The following is a 15,070-nucleotide window of genomic DNA, read 5'->3' as shown; positions in this document are numbered from 1 at the left end:
CGACGATCTGCACTGAATTTGCCCGTCTTGGTATGGTTTCGTAACCGTTCTGGCAATAGCCGGCAGGCGGGTATTGCGAGGTACTCCGGGCGGCAGGTAAAGAGGCCCCGCGGGCGGGCCAGGGTGCCATCGGGGATTTGATGTCGGATCGGACGATACTGGTGACGGGTGCGGCGGGCTTCATCGGCTTCCACGTCGCCCGCGCGCTGCTGGCCGAAGGCCGGCGCGTCGTCGGCCTCGACAATCTCAATGCCTATTACGATCCGTCGCTGAAGCAGGCACGCCTCGGCATGCTGCGCGCGAGCGAGGGCTTCGAGTTCGTGCAGGCCGATCTCGCCGATCGTGCAACGATCGCCGCATTGTTCGCCAGCCATCGCTTCGCGAGCGTAATTCATCTGGCGGCGCAGGCCGGCGTGCGCCATTCCATCGACCATCCGCATGACTATGCCGACGCCAATCTCGAGGGCTTCGTCAATATCCTCGAAGGCTGCCGCCGCAACGGTTGCGGCCACCTGCTCTATGCTTCGTCATCGTCGGTCTATGGCGCCAACACCAAGCTGCCGTTTTCGGTCGGCGACCGCACCGATCATCCGGTCAGCCTTTACGCCGCGACCAAGAAGGCGAACGAGCTGATGGCGTATTCCTACAGCCACCTCTATCGCCTTCCCGTGACGGGACTGCGCTTCTTCACCATCTACGGGCCGTGGGGACGGCCCGACATGGCGATCTTCCTGTTTACCAAGGCGATCCTCGAAGGCAGGCCGATCAAGCTCTTTAACCACGGCAACATGCGGCGCGATTTCACTTATATCGACGACGTTAGCAGCCTCGTGTCGCGCCTCGTCGACCGGATTCCCCGCGAGGGCGAGGCCGAAGGCGGCCCGCCGGCGCGGATTTACAATGTTGGCAACAATCATCCGGAAGAGCTGTCCCGCGTGGTAACCCTTCTGGAGAAGGAGTTGGGTCGCACCGCTGTAAAGGATATGTTGCCGATGCAACCGGGCGACGTGATGGAAACCTTCGCCGACGTCGGCGACCTGATGCGCGATGCCGGCTTCAGGCCGCAGACTCCGATCGAAGAGGGCATTCGCCGCTTTGTGAACTGGTATCGCGAGCACTACGGGATTTGAGGCGCCAATGGACACACGAATTGTTCCGCTGATCATGTGTGGCGGCGCCGGGACGCGGCTGTGGCCGGCGTCGCGCGAAGTCCATCCCAAGCAGTTCCTGCGCCTGTTCGGTACGCACTCGACGTTCCAGGACACGCTGATGCGGGTGTCCGACCGCACGTTGTTCGAGCGGCCGATCGTCATCACCAACGCGGCCTATCGCTTCATGGTGCTGGAGCAGTTGGCCGAGATCGGACTGGAAGCCGACGTTCTGCTCGAGCCGGCGCGGCGGGATTCGGGACCTGCAATCGCCGCAGGAGCCACCTTCGCGCAAGGCCGCGACAACGGCGCGATCGTGCTCGCGCTTGCCGCCGATCACGTGGTGCGCGATGCGCCGGCCTTTGTCGCCGCCTGCCGCCAGGGCCTGGCCGCCGCAGCGGAAGGCCGCATCGTGACCTTCGGCGTCCAGCCCGAGCGTCCTGCCACCGAATACGGCTATATCAGCCCGGGCGATGCGATCGCCGGCGACGTGCGGGCGGTCGCAAAATTCGTGGAGAAGCCGGATCCCGCGACGGCCGCCGCCTACATCAAGGCCGGCTATCTCTGGAACAGCGGCAACTTCATGTTCCGCGCATCGGTGCTGCTCGACGAATATCGCAAGGTCGATGCGCAAAGCATCGAGGCGGTCGCTGCCGCCGTCGGCAAGGCCGGGCGCGATCTCGGCTTCGTCACGCTGGATCCGCAAGCCTTCGGATCGGCCAAGGCGATCTCGATCGATTATGCGGTGATGGAGAAGACCTCGCTCGCCGCGGTCGTGCCGGTTTCCTGCGGCTGGTCCGATGTCGGCTCCTGGCACGCGGTATGGGAGCTGTCGAAGAAGGACGAGCAGGGCAACGCCGCGCACGGCACGGCGGTGTTCGAGGATTCGCGCAACTGCAACGTCTCGACCGACCGCGCGCTGGTTGCGCTGGAGGGCGTCGACGATCTCGTGGTGGTCGCAACGCAGGACGCGGTGCTGGTGTCGCGCCAGAAGGACGCCAATGGATTGAAGCGGCTGGTTGCGCGATTGAAGACCGTCGCGCCGCAGGTGACCGAGGATCACATCAGGGTGCATCGCCCCTGGGGATCCTACCAGTCGGTCGACAACGGCGACCGACATCAGGTCAAGCGGATCATCGTCAAGCCGGGCGGACGGCTGTCGCTGCAGAAGCACCACCATCGCGCCGAGCACTGGATCGTGGTGCGGGGAACGGCGCAGGTGACGGTCAACGAACTCGTCAAGACCGTGCATGAGAACGAGTCGGTCTACATTCCGATCGGCGCCGTGCACCGGCTGGAAAATCCCGGCAAGATCCAGCTCGAGCTGATCGAAGTCCAGACCGGCAGTTATTTCGGCGAGGACGACATCATCCGCATCGAGGACGACTACCGGCGCCAGTGAGTGGAACCTGCGACGTTGAATCGCGGGCGGATGCCGTATTCGAACCTATTGCTTGTCCGGCTGCTAGTCTTGTAGCTGTATGACTCGGTGGCGGTTGAATCTTGATTCGCCGCGGGAAAGTGGAACCGGTCTGGGGATGGCTTCTGTGTTGTGCCTTTCGAGTCGAACCGGCCGTTGCCGCTGATCTCGGCGGAGCGCGAGCGTGTGCTTGGCGTTGGATGGGTTGACCGACAGGGTGACAAGAAAGAAATGATCCTCGTTACCGGCGCCAGCGGATTTATTGGGACAGCACTGGTTGGCGAGCTGACGCGGCGGGGCATTGCGTTCCGGGCCGTCACCCGTGCCGGGCGCGACAGCCACTTCCCCATTCGTCACATCGGCCCCGATACCGACTGGACGGCGGCATTGCACGGCGTCGACGCCGTCGTGCACCTGGCATCGAGTGCGCACGCACCCGATCAGGCCCCGGCACCATCGGTGGATGCGACGCTGAATCTCGCACGGCAGGCGGTCGAGGCCGGAGCAAGGCGCTTCGTCTTCATCAGTTCCATCAAGGTCAACGGCGAAACGACCGAGTTGGGGCGTCCGTTCACCGCCGACGATCCGCCCAATCCGCAGGACGCCTATGCCCAGGCGAAGCTGGAAGCCGAGCAGGGCTTGTTTGCGCTTTCGCGGGAGACCGGCCTGGAAGTCACGGTGCTGCGTCCGCCGCTGGTCTATGGCCCGGGCGTGAAGGCCAATTTCGCTGCGATGATGGAGTGGGCCAATCGCGGAATTCCGTTGCCGCTTCGCGCCGTCGGCAACAGGCGCTCCTTCGCCTATGTCGGCAATTTGGTCGACCTGATCATCCTCAGCCTGTCGCATCCCGACGCGCCCGGGCAGGTGTTCTTGGTCAGTGACGGCGAGGATATGTCCACGGCCGAACTGTTCCGCAGGATGGCCCATGCGCTGGGGCGCACCTCCTGGATCATGCCGGTGCCCGCCGCCGTGGTGACCTTCGCGGCCACCGCAATCGGGCAGCGCACGCTCGCAACCCGCCTCGTCGGCTCCCTGCAGGTCGATCTCGCCAAGACCCGCGAGATGCTCGGCTGGATGCCGCGCAAGAGCGTCGAGGAGGGCCTCAGGCTCACCGCACGCTCGTTCCAGCAGGTGGAACTCGCCCTTGACCCGATCGTCAGATCGGCTTAGGCGACCCGCAGCCGCGCCCTGAAACGGGCGCGACAGGATCTCCGGAGCCATCGGTCATTCCTGCCCCAGCCGGCACCAGGTTGATGAAGAGAGCGTTCGACTTCGTGGTTGCAGCGTTGGGGCTGGTTTTGCTCATGCCCGCGATGCTGATCATCGGCTATCTCGTGTCGCGATCCTCGCCCGGCGGCGCGCTGTTCGTGCAAGCGCGCGTCGGCAGGTCCGAGAAGCCGTTCGACTGCTACAAGTTCCGCACCATGGCTCATGGCGCGCCCGTCGCGGGCTCGCATGAAGTCGCAGCATCCTGGGTCACGCCGATCGGCAAGCGGCTGCGCTCGCTCAAGCTCGACGAGTTGCCGCAATTGCTCAACGTGCTGCGCGGCGAGATGAGCCTCGTCGGGCCGCGGCCCTGCCTGCCCAATCAGGCCGAGGTGATTGCCGCGCGCCGCGCCCGCAACGTGTTCGCCATTCGGCCCGGCATCACCGGCATTGCGCAGCTTGCCGCAATCGACATGTCGACACCTGAGAAGCTTGCGGAGGCCGACAGCCGCTACATGCACAGCCGCAGCTTCCTCGGCGATCTCAGGATCATCGCCGCCACGGTGCTCGGCGGCGGCGGCGGCGACGCCTTGAAGGGCTGAGGCGGGTGCCGGGCGTCCGGCCGTAGTGTATGATCGCTGCCGTCGGCGCCGCGGCCCAGGCCGGCACCAGGTCCAGGGCTTGGTAACCGAGTGCAGCAAATTGTGTCTTCCAGAGCCATGACCAGCCTGCTAAGCGGCTGACGGGGACAGCGGCGTGCTTCGCCGCAGTTTTGGAATTTGCGAGCCTTTGCAGAGGCTTGTGCAGGCGACAAAAGGGGAATTGGATGCGAGTCGGCGTGATCGGCGCGGGCGTGATGGGGACCAATCACGCGCGTGTCCTGGGGGGATTGCCGAACACCACCTTGGTCGGGATCGTCGATCCCTTGCCCGAGCACCGGGCGAGGGCGACCGAGCATGCCGGCTGCCGCGCCTTCGAAACGCTGGAGCAACTGGTCGCCGAGGGCGTCGACGCCGTGACGATTGCGGCACCGACGCATCTGCATCACGAGGTCGCGCTCGCCTGCATCGAGCGCAAGATCCACATCATGGTCGAGAAGCCGGTCGCCTCCACGGTGGCTGAGGGACGCGAGATCGTGGCTGCGGCGGCGCGAGCCGGCGTCACGCTGATGGTCGGCCATGTCGAGCGTTTCAATCCGGCGGTCGCCGCCATCAAGCAGGCGCTGTCGGGCGAGGACATTCTCTCGATCGCGATCACCCGCGTCGGTCCGTTCCCGCCGCGGATGTCGAATGTCGGCGTGGTGATCGATCTCGCCGTGCACGACATCGATTTGATCCGCTGGTTCACCGAGTCTGAAATCATCGAGGTGCAGCCGCAGCTTTCCAGCGCGGTAGCCGAGCGCGAGGACATCGCGCTCCTGCAGTTCCGCACGGCATCGGGCGTGCTTGCCCACATCAACACCAACTGGCTGACGCCGTTCAAGGCGCGCAGCGTGACGGTGGCGACCCGCAACAAGTACATCATGGGCGATCTGCTGACCCGGCAGGTCACCGAATGCTTCGGCTTCAAGCAGGACGGTTCCTATTCGATGCGGCATCTGCCCGTCGCCCATGACGAGCCGCTGCGTGCCGAGCTGATTGCCTTTCTCGGCGCCGTGCGCGCCGGCAGCGCGCCCGCGGTGTCCGGCGACGAAGGCGTCGCCAGCCTCGAGATCGCGATCCGCTGCCTCGAGCATCCCACAAAGCCCGTAGCGTCCGCCGAGCGCAAGGGCCCGCGCCGCATCGTCGGCTGATCGTTCAGTTCCGGAATTCCTGAAAGCATCATGAACCAGCACATGCCTCCTGAACCGGTGCCCTTCATCGATATCGGCGCGCAGCGGCGCCGGCTCGGCAAGTCGATCGACGAGGCGGTCGGCCGCGTGCTCGCCCATTGCCAGTTCGTCAACGGCCCGGAAGTCACCGCGCTGGAGCAGGCGCTGGCACAGTTCTCCGGCGCACGGCATGTGGTGAGCTGCGCCAGCGGCACCGATGCGCTGCTGATGGTGCTGATGGCGGAGAATGTCGGCCGCGGCGACGCCGTGCTGTGTCCCTCCTTCACCTTTTGCGCGACCGGCGAGGCGGTGGCGCTGACCGGCGCCACGCCCGTGTTCGTCGACGTGGACGAAGCGACCTTCAACATGGACGCCGCCTCGCTGAAGCGCGGCATCGTCACTGCGCGCAAGCTCGGCCTGAAGCCCCGCGCGATCATCCCGGTCGACCTGTTCGGGCAGAGCGCCGATCACGATGCGATCGCGGCGGTGGCCGAGGCCGAAGGCCTGTTCGTGCTCGATGACGCGGCGCAAGGCTTTGGCGCCAGCTACAATGGCCGCCGCCTCGGTACGTTCGGCCGCGCCACCGCGACCAGCTTCTTTCCCGCAAAGCCGCTCGGCTGTTACGGCGACGGCGGCGCCATCTTCACTGACGATGCCGCGCTCGCCGAGCGACTGCGCAGCATCCGCGTGCACGGGCAGGGCGCCGACAAGTATGACAATGTCCGCCTCGGACTCACCGGACGGCTCGACACCGTGCAGGCGGCAGTGCTGCTGGAGAAGCTGAAAATCTTCGACGGCGAGATCGCCGCGCGCAATGAAGCCGCCGAGCGCTATTCGCGCGGGCTCGGCAATGTCGTGACGGTGCCGCTTCTCGCCGCCGGTTGCACCTCGGTTTGGGCGCAGTACACCATTCGCCTGCCGAAAGGCGTCGACCGCGACGGCTTTGCGGCGGCGCTGAAGGCCAAGGGCGTGCCGACGGCGATCTACTATCCGAAGTCGATGCACCAGCAGACCGCGTACAGGGATTTCCCCGTCGCGGAGGGGGGGCTTTCGGCCAGCGAGCGGCTGTCGGCCGACGTCATCAGCCTGCCGATGCACGCCTATCTGGACGCGCCGGCGCAGGAGCGCGTCATCGCCGCTGTGCGCAGCGCGCTGTGAGGCCGCTGTGATCCGCCTCTTTCAAGGCGTTTTGAAGCGAAGTCGGAACCGGTTCGCCTAGGGAAAACGCGTCAAAGCAAGATTCGCAATTCGGCTCTGATGCAATCGGAACCGAATTTGCTATAGAGACGGTGGATGCTCGGACGTATTTTCACCGTCGGCGGCTACACGCTGCTCTCCCGGCTGACCGGATTCGCGCGCGACATCATGCTCGCGGCGATTCTCGGCGCGGGTCCCGTGGCCGATGCGTTTTTCGTCGCGTTGCGGCTGCCCAACCATTTTCGCGCGATCTTCGCCGAGGGCGCCTTCAACGCCGCCTTCGTGCCGGCCTATGCCCATGTGCACGGCCAGAGCGAGACGAGCGCGAAAATCTTCGCCAGCCGCATCTTCACCCTGCTGTTCGCGGCGCAGGTGATCCTGCTGGTCGCGGCCTGGCTGTTCATGCCGCAGGTGATCGCGATCCTCGCGCCGGGATTCTCGAACGACCCCGAGCGCGGCCGGCTCGCGATCGATCTGACGCGGATCACCTTCCCCTACCTGCTGCTGGTCACGCTGGTGACGCTCTACGGCGGCATGCTCAACGTGATGCAGCGCTTTGCCAGCGCGGCGGCCGCGCCGATCTTCCTCAATCTGTCGATGATGCTGACGCTGGCGCTGGCGGCATTCTTCCCGGGCGCGGGATATGCTGCGGCCTGGGGCGTGCTGATCGCCGGCATCCTGGAATTCTTCCTGCTCGCGGGCGATGCCTGGCGCAGCGGCATCCTGCCGCGCTTCGCGTGGCCGAAGCTGGACGACGACATCCGCGCCTTCTTCCGCGCGCTCGGGCCCGCCACCATCGGCTCGATGGGAACGCAGGTCGCGCTGTTCGCCGACACCATCATCGCGACGTTTCTGGCCGCCGGCGCGCTGTCGGCGCTCTACTACGCCGACCGTCTCAATCAGCTGCCGATCGGCGTGATCGGCATTGCGGTAGGCACGGTGCTGTTGCCGGAAATGTCGCGGCGCCTGACCGCAGGCGATTTCGAAGGTGCCGCTGTCTCGCAGCGGAAAGCCTTCGATTTCACGCTGCTGCTGTCGGTGCCGTTCGTCGCCGCCTTTCTCGCGGTTCCCGACGTCATCATGCGGGCGATGTTCGCGCGCGGCGCCTTCACCAAGGGCGACGCTGCGGCGGCCGGCGCCACGCTTGCGGCCTATGCCATCGGGCTCGTCCCCTTCGTGCTGATCCGCAGCGCCGTTGCGACCTTCTACGCGCGCAAGGACACCGCCACGCCCGTGAAGGCCGCGCTAACCGGGGTTGCCGTCAACGTGGCGCTGAAGGTCGCTCTCGTCGGATCGCTGGCGCAGATCGGGCTTGCGCTGGCGACCGCGGTCGGCGCCTGGATCAACTTGCTGCTGGTGATCGGCTTTGCGGTGCGGGCGGGCTACCTCGCGCTCGATCGCGCGCTGTTGCAGTCCTTTGCAAAGTTCGCCGTTGCCGGTGCCGTTCTCGGCGCGGCGCTGTGGTTCGCGGCACGATTCGCCGCAACCGGCCTTGCCCAGATCAGCACCTTCCGCGACGAGATCGCGCTTGGCATTCTTGTCGTGGTCGGCACCGTCGTCTATGCGGCTTCGGTCATTGCGTTGTTCGGGCGCCGCTGGTTGATTTCGCTGCTGCGCTAAACGGCTTTATTTTCAATTGTTTGCGCTCGGAAATGCGCTGCCCCGTCGCACTGATGCGTGCATGCAACATCTGCGTGCAAACTGTGCAGGCTGGCTAGAATCGGCGATCGCGGTCGGGGGTTCCGGCGTATGCTGGCGCCAGACATTTTCCATTCTTTGGAGGGGACCGCGATGAAGGTTTCGGCGTTGAAGATTTTGGCGACGGCCGCATTCGCCGCCATCGCGGTTTCACCGGCACTTGCCGCCGACATGCCCGTCAAGGCCCGGCCGGCGATCGTCGAGGTCTGGACCTGGGACAAGTGGTATGTCGGTCTCAACGGCGGATACAGCTGGGGCCGTTCGGACACGTCCGGCACGTTCTACAACAACAATACCGGCGCTCAGCTCAGCCCGACCCAGTACACCAGGTTCGATCTGAATGGCGGCGTCTTCGGCGGCCAGATCGGCAAGAACTGGCAGAACGGCAAGTGGGTCTTTGGTATCGAGGCTGACGGTCAATGGAGCGGCGAGAGGGGCAGCGCGCTCTTTACCTGCGTCACGCCGAACGCCGCCTTTGGTGGTAACGTCTGCAACCCGAATACTGCAAACATCAACACCTTGGGTCTTTCACCAACGACGACCTTCAACCAGGAGATCGCTTGGTTCGCGACGTTCCGTGGCCGCGTGGGCGGTCTCATCACGCCGACCGCGCTGCTCTACGTCACGGGTGGCGCTGCGGTCGCTGGCATCAAGACCAGCGGCGTGCTGACGGGGGTCACAACTCTCGGTGCATTGACGTCTGTTGCGTGGGGCAACGACAGCACCAATTGGGGCTGGGTGGTCGGCGCCGGCCTCGAGGCGCGCTTGGGCGGCAACTGGACCGGCAAGATCGAGGGCCTCTATATGGATCTCGGTAGTGTCTCCGGTGCCCCGGTCCTCCTTCCCAGCACCCCGCCGCTCCGTTTCGGCTACAGCTCTCATGTCACCGACGTGGTGGTCCGGGCTGGCGTGAACTATCACTTCGGCGGCCCGGTGGTCGCGAAGTACTGATATCAGACGATGGTCTAACTCCCGACCCTAGGAAGCCCCGGCCTGGTCCGGGGCTTTTCTTTTGCCGGCATGGCTTCTCGCTGAAATGGCTTCTCGCTGCAATGCGACAAGCCGGCTGGCGCGTTTGCGCCTCGGAGCGAACCGCTGCAATATGCCGGCGGGAATCTGCGACTGCAACCGGAGACAAGATGGCTGCTCCAATCAAATTCGGCGTCGGACAGAGCGTCCGCCGCAAGGAAGACGACGCGCTAATCCGCGGCAAGGGCCGCTACACCGACGACGTGGCGCCGCAGCCGGCGCTGCATGCCCTGATGCTGCGCTCGCCGCATGCGCATGCGAAATACACCATCAATGCAACCAGGGCCCGCAGTCTGCCGGGCGTGTCGCTGATCCTGACCGCTGAGGACGTCAAGGATCTTGGCGACCTGCCGTGCCTGTTCAATCTCGAGACCGACCCCTTCACCGGCACGCCCTATCCGATCCTGCCGAAGGACGAGGTGCGTCACGTCGGCGATGCCGTCGCCTTCGTGGTTGCCGACACCCTTGATCACGCCCGCGATGCCATCGAGGCAATCGAACTGAACTGGTCGCCGCTACCTGCCGTGGTCGGCCTTGCCAATGCGGTCAAGAAGGGCGCGCCGCAGGTCTGGCCGGAAAAACCCGGCAACGTGCTGTTCGACGTTTCGATCGGCGACAAGAAGTCGGCGGAAGCCGCCTTCGCCAAGGCGCATGCGGTCGCCGAAGTGCGCATCGTGAACCCGCGGGTCATCACCAATTTCATGGAGACGCGCGCCGCCGTCTGTGAGTACGACGCCAAACGCGATCACATGACGCTTACCGTCGGCAGCCAGGGCAGCCACCGCTTGCGCGATATCCTGTGCCAGTTCGTGCTGAAGATTCCCGTCGAGAAGATGCGGGTGATCTGCCCCGACGTCGGCGGCGGTTTCGGCACCAAGCTGTTCCCGTACCGGGAATATGCGCTGATGGCGGTGGCCGCGCGCAGGCTGAAGAAGGCGATCAAGTGGACCGCCGACCGTTCCGATCACTTCATGGGCGACGCGCAGGGCCGCGACAACGTCACGGTGGCGCGGATGGCGCTCGCCGAGGACGGCAAGTTCCTCGGCATGGACGTCGACCTGATGGGCGACATGGGCGCGTATCTGTCGACCTTCGGGCCCTACATCCCGCATGGTGGCGCCGGCATGTTGCCGGGCCTCTATGACATCCAGGCCTTCCACTGCCGCGTCCGCACCGTGTTCACCAACACCGTGCCGGTCGACGCCTATCGCGGCGCCGGCCGCCCGGAGGCCGCTTACGTCGTCGAGCGCCTCGCGGACGCCGCCGCGCGAAAGCTCGGCATGACGCCGGATGCGATCCGTCGGAAGAATTTCATCTCGCCGAAGGCGATGCCGTACACGACCGCGACCGGCAAGGTCTACGACTCCGGCGACTTCACCGCGCACATGAAGCGCGCGATGGAGATCGCGGGCTGGAAGGAGTTTCCCAAGCGCGCCAAGGCAGCGAAGAAGCAGGGCCTGGTGCGCGGCATTGGCCTGGCGAGCTATGTCGAGGTTTGCGGCAGCATGGGCGCCGAGGAGACCGCCAAGGTCGCGCTCGACCCCAATGGCGACGTCACCATCCTGATCGGCACGCAGTCGAGCGGGCAGGGGCACCAGACCGCTTATGCACAGCTCGTCGCCGAGCAGTTTGGTCTCGCGCCGGAACGGGTGCACATCTTCCAGGGCGATACCGACCAGATCCCAACCGGGCAGGGTACCGGCGGCTCGTCATCGATTCCGTCCGGCGGCGTCTGCGTCGAGCGCGCCACGCGCGACCTCGGCAACAAGCTGAAGGAGATCGCAGCGCAAGCGCTGGAAGCCGGCGTCGGCGATCTCGAGATCAATGGCGGCACCGTGCGCGTCGCCGGCACCGACCGCTCGATCAGCTTTGCTGATCTGGCGAAACGGCCGGGCGTCGATCCCTCCAAGCTCAACGCCAGCTCGAGCTTCACCAGCGCCGACGGCACCTATCCCAACGGCACGCATCTCGCCGAAGTCGAGATTGATCCCGCGACCGGCATCATCAAGATCGTCAACTATGTGATCGTCGACGATTTCGGCGTGACGCTCAATCCGCTGATGCTGGCCGGACAGGTCCATGGCGGCGCGATGCAGGGCATCGGCCAGGCGCTGATGGAGCAGGCGGTCTACAGCGACAAGGACGGCCAGCTCGTCACCGGCACCTTCATGGATTATGCGCTGCCGCGCGCGTCCGACGGTCCCTCGTTCGTGTTCGAGACCCACAACGTGCCCTGCACGACCAATCCGCTCGGCGTGAAGGGCGCGGGCGAGGCGGGCGCGATCGGGTCGTGTCCGGCGGTGGTCAATGCAATCGTCGAGGGATTGTGGCGGGAATACAAGATCGACCACATCGACATGCCCGCCACCGCCGAGCGGGTCTGGATCGCCATCCGCGAGGCGCAGCGCCGGCACCGGCTCTGACCGCCGGTCCACGGGAATATGTTGCACCTCTGGGGGTTCGACACGTTGATACCGTGTCGAACCCCGTCTCAAGGATTTTCAACGTGAGGAGTTCTCGATGAAACGTGTTCTATTGGCCGCGGCAGTGTTGGCAGTGGGCGCAACCACAGTTGTTGCGCAGCAGGAAGTCGCCATCCAGCAACAGAACCTGATGAAGGCGCAGGCCAGAAGCATGTACGGGGTCCTCGGCAAGATGGTGAAGGGCGATACGCCGTTCGACAAGGCGGCGGCCGATGGGGCGCTGAAGGCGCTGGCGGACGACGTCGCCAAGATACCGACCGTTTTCGCGACAAATCCGAAAGAGGGTGTCAAGGACGCAACGTTCGGCGCGTCGCAGAAAATCTGGCAGAACAAGGCTGATTTCGACGCGAAAGTGCCGGCTGTCACCAAGGCGATTGGCGATGCCAAAGTCACCGATGCCGCCAGCCTAAAGGTGGCTTTCGACGCCGTTCAGGCAAAATGTGACAGCTGCCACGACACTTATCGCGTCAAGTTGAAGTAGGCGTTCCGGGCTCGCGAATTCGCGCAGTAGCGCCCTAGGAAAAACGGGCGGACGCCTGGTTGCGTCCGCCCGTTCTTGTCTCTACTTCGTGACCTGCCCGCGAATTTCGCCGCCGGGGTTCGCTGCCGTGTGGATGTTGATGTAGTACTTGCCGGCGACGAGATCGGCGGCCTGGGCGTCGGTCAGCGTGGCGCTGCCCGAGACCGGGCTGGTGCCGGCATTGGGGATGGCAACCGCAACGCCCGCGTTCTTGCCGGCTTCTGCAGGCCCATGGAAGTGCGCCATCGTGGCCGGTCCGGACAGGCCGGTATAGGTCAGCTTCCAAGTCAGCTTCTTGGAGGCCGGATCGTAGTCGAGTTCGGCGGTGCCGGTGGCTGCGCTGCTGTTGGGGGGCACCTGGGACTTGCCGTCCAGTGTCACCTTCATCTTGTCGGCGAGGGCCGGTCCCGCAAGGGCAACCGCTGCACCGAACGCAAGCGTGGCAAGCGTGGTCTTGGTCATGGGTTCTCTCCCTGTTGTTTCAGCATCAAAACAACGTATTCGCGGGTTTATTCCCGAATGGGCTTCGGTGTTGTGAAATTTCGAGCGAGCGTATGATCGCGAAAATCACCATACTAGGGTGCAACCGGCTAATCGATAACGGGTAGGTGAATGCTGAAGCGTGTTCTTATTGGCTTGATGGCGATCGCCGCAGTCGGTTTTGGCGTCTTCTGGTGGCTCACCATTCCGGCACATGTCGCGGCGGTTGCAATGCCTGCCTACCAGGCGAACGTCGCCAACGGGCAGACGATGTTCAATGCCGGCGGATGTTCCTCATGTCATGCGGTGCCGGACCAGCCTGATCGCTTGAAGCTCGGCGGCGGACTCGCAATCCCGTCACCGTTCGGCACATTCTATGCGCCCAACGTTTCCCCCGATCCCAACGATGGCATAGGGCGATGGAGCGAAGCGGATTTCGTCACCGCTGTCGCGAAGGGTACGTCGCCTTCAGGCGCGCACTATTACCCTGCATTCCCATACACGTCCTATCAGCGCGCGAAGATCGAGGACGTTCGCGATCTCTTCGCCTATCTCAAGACGCTTCCTGCCGTTCAGGGCCGCGCACGCGACCACGATATGCCGTTTCCGTTCAACATCCGCCGCGCTCTTGGGATATGGAAGCTGCTGTTCCTTGACGGCAAACCGTTCACTCCTGATCCCTCGCAGTCGGCATCATGGAATCGCGGTGCCTATCTCGTGAATGGATTCGGCCATTGCGCCGAATGCCACAGTCCGCGGAATTTCCTCGGCGGCATCATCGCTGCGCAGCGCTTTGCCGGCGGGCCGAACCCGGAAGGCGAGGGCTGGGTACCGAACATCACGCAGAAGGGCAGCCTCGCCGAGTGGAGCGTGAAGGATATCGCCTATTTCCTCAAGACCGGCGAACTGCCGGAGGGCGACAAGGCTTCCGGTTCAATGGGGCGCGTGATCAGGAATACGTCGCAGCTGTCTCCGCAAGATCAGCACGCAATGGCCGAATATCTGAAATCGCTGCCGCCGGTCGAAGGCCCGCCGCGTCCCAAGCGGAAAATAGAGCAAGATGGCAAGTAACACTCTGCGAGGATTCAGGGGGTAAAGACTGCCGTCATGCGCCAGCCCGGCGGCTGCCTCTGGCCGATCCTGATCGATGCCGGCGGCTTTTTGGGTATCGCCGCCGCGGCCTTTTCCTTGTCCGTCCTGGCCAAACGCTTGGCCTGTGACATATCGGCAAAGGCGCGCTCGAAGTTGCGCATGCGGTAGAAAACGATGCCTCGATCGATATAAGCGGCGGCAAACCCGGGATCCTGCGCGATCGCCAGGTTGAAGTGCGCCAGCGCGCCGCCGAGGTCGCCGCCGCGATAGGCATAGATGCCGCGGTCGCGCAGCGTCCTGGCGTCGGCCGGGGGCAGCACAGGTGAAGACGCAAGTGCAGGCAGGGCGATCAGGGCGAGCGGCGGATTGATCGCATTTGCGGCGCTTGCGATCGCGCCTGTCGTGGTGGGTTCGCCGGCGCCGGCGCCGCTGTCGCGTTTGTCGGCCGCCATCTCTCGAATGCTCGCGGGCGGCGGCGGGGCCGAGGCGACATCGACCGGGGGGTTCTCGGCGGTTCTTGCCGCGCCCTCCGTCATTGCCGACGTCTTCGAGACGTGACTGAACACGGTATAGCCGCCGATCAGCACGGCAGCGATGAAGGTGGCCGCCATCGTGTTGGTAGCGCCGCGGTGAATCTTCTCGTAGACGGCCACGCGCGCAGGCGGCGCCGGTGGCGGGGCGGGCGGACGCGTCGCGATCGCCAGCAACTGATCGTAGGTCGCACGCTGCTCGGCATCGCTGAGGATGTTGTGCGCGCGGATCAGCTGCCTGAAGCGCAGCGCCGCATCCGGATTGTCAGGATTGGTGTCGGGATGGGTCGCTTTCGCGGCCCGCCGAAAAGCGACTCGCAAGCCCTCCGCATCATCGTTCGGAAGGGCTCCGAGCAAATCGTAGAGCGTCCCCATGGTGGTACTCGCAACTAATTCCCCCTCAGGACTTCCACCGCCACGGAGTTCCTGATCGACGACTCTCCCTAGATAACGGAAA

13 protein-coding genes are annotated in these 15,070 nt (G+C 64.7%); 11 read left to right on the top strand and 2 right to left on the bottom strand.

The genetic code is table 11. The features are described 5' to 3' along the window. Positions 1–140 precede the first annotated feature (140 nt). From HZB49_RS16415 to HZB49_RS16370, 10 genes are all read left to right on the top strand, one after another. A complete protein-coding gene (locus tag HZB49_RS16415; protein ID WP_291613157.1) occupies positions 141–1,130 on the top strand; it encodes an NAD-dependent epimerase in 990 nt (329 codons plus the stop codon). Positions 1,131–1,137: 7 nt separating this feature from the next. Then, positions 1,138–2,550, top strand: a complete 1,413-nt coding sequence (locus HZB49_RS16410) for a mannose-1-phosphate guanylyltransferase/mannose-6-phosphate isomerase (protein ID WP_291613155.1) — start codon at positions 1,138–1,140, stop codon at positions 2,548–2,550. A gap of 249 nt (positions 2,551–2,799) precedes the next feature. Further along, complete coding sequence (locus tag HZB49_RS16405) at positions 2,800–3,738, top strand: NAD-dependent epimerase/dehydratase family protein (RefSeq protein WP_291613153.1); 939 nt, start codon at positions 2,800–2,802, stop codon at positions 3,736–3,738. 83 nt (positions 3,739–3,821) lie between these two features. After that, on the top strand, positions 3,822–4,376 hold the full coding sequence (locus tag HZB49_RS16400) for a sugar transferase (protein WP_291613151.1): 555 nt from the start codon (positions 3,822–3,824) through the stop codon (positions 4,374–4,376). Between the two features lie 224 nt (positions 4,377–4,600). Further along, complete coding sequence (locus tag HZB49_RS16395; RefSeq protein WP_291613149.1) at positions 4,601–5,566, top strand: Gfo/Idh/MocA family oxidoreductase; 966 nt, start codon at positions 4,601–4,603, stop codon at positions 5,564–5,566. A gap of 30 nt (positions 5,567–5,596) precedes the next feature. Beyond that, on the top strand, positions 5,597–6,742 hold the full coding sequence (locus tag HZB49_RS16390) for a DegT/DnrJ/EryC1/StrS family aminotransferase (protein WP_291613147.1): 1,146 nt from the start codon (positions 5,597–5,599) through the stop codon (positions 6,740–6,742). 135 nt (positions 6,743–6,877) lie between these two features. After that, complete coding sequence (gene murJ, locus HZB49_RS16385) at positions 6,878–8,401, top strand: murein biosynthesis integral membrane protein MurJ (protein ID WP_291613145.1); 1,524 nt, start codon at positions 6,878–6,880, stop codon at positions 8,399–8,401. Between the two features lie 171 nt (positions 8,402–8,572). After that, on the top strand, positions 8,573–9,430 hold the full coding sequence (locus HZB49_RS16380) for an outer membrane beta-barrel protein (protein WP_291613143.1): 858 nt from the start codon (positions 8,573–8,575) through the stop codon (positions 9,428–9,430). Positions 9,431–9,618: 188 nt separating this feature from the next. Beyond that, entirely contained in the window at positions 9,619–11,931 is a 2,313-nt protein-coding gene (locus tag HZB49_RS16375) for a xanthine dehydrogenase family protein molybdopterin-binding subunit (protein ID WP_291613141.1), read from the top strand. Between the two features lie 97 nt (positions 11,932–12,028). Next, positions 12,029–12,472, top strand: a complete 444-nt coding sequence (locus tag HZB49_RS16370) for a cytochrome c (RefSeq protein ID WP_291613139.1) — start codon at positions 12,029–12,031, stop codon at positions 12,470–12,472. An 81-nt stretch (positions 12,473–12,553) separates the two neighbouring features. Here the strand turns inward: HZB49_RS16370 and HZB49_RS16365 are convergent, their stop codons facing one another. Continuing rightward, a complete protein-coding gene (locus tag HZB49_RS16365) occupies positions 12,554–12,973 on the bottom strand; it encodes a CHRD domain-containing protein (protein WP_291613138.1) in 420 nt (139 codons plus the stop codon). Positions 12,974–13,123: 150 nt separating this feature from the next. Here HZB49_RS16365 and HZB49_RS16360 point away from each other — a divergent pair, with 150 nt between their 5' ends. Then, complete coding sequence (locus HZB49_RS16360) at positions 13,124–14,062, top strand: cytochrome c (protein WP_291613137.1); 939 nt, start codon at positions 13,124–13,126, stop codon at positions 14,060–14,062. A gap of 14 nt (positions 14,063–14,076) precedes the next feature. Here the strand turns inward: HZB49_RS16360 and HZB49_RS16355 are convergent, their stop codons facing one another. After that, on the bottom strand, positions 14,077–14,988 hold the full coding sequence (locus HZB49_RS16355; RefSeq protein WP_291613135.1) for a DnaJ domain-containing protein: 912 nt from the start codon (positions 14,986–14,988) through the stop codon (positions 14,077–14,079). Positions 14,989–15,070 lie beyond the last annotated feature (82 nt).

This window comes from Bradyrhizobium sp. (assembly GCF_016219575.1).
Taxonomy (GTDB): Bacteria; Pseudomonadota; Alphaproteobacteria; order Rhizobiales; family Xanthobacteraceae; genus Bradyrhizobium.
The sequence above is the reverse complement of the archived record's forward strand: the minus strand, read 5'-3'. Positions and strand labels throughout refer to the sequence as shown.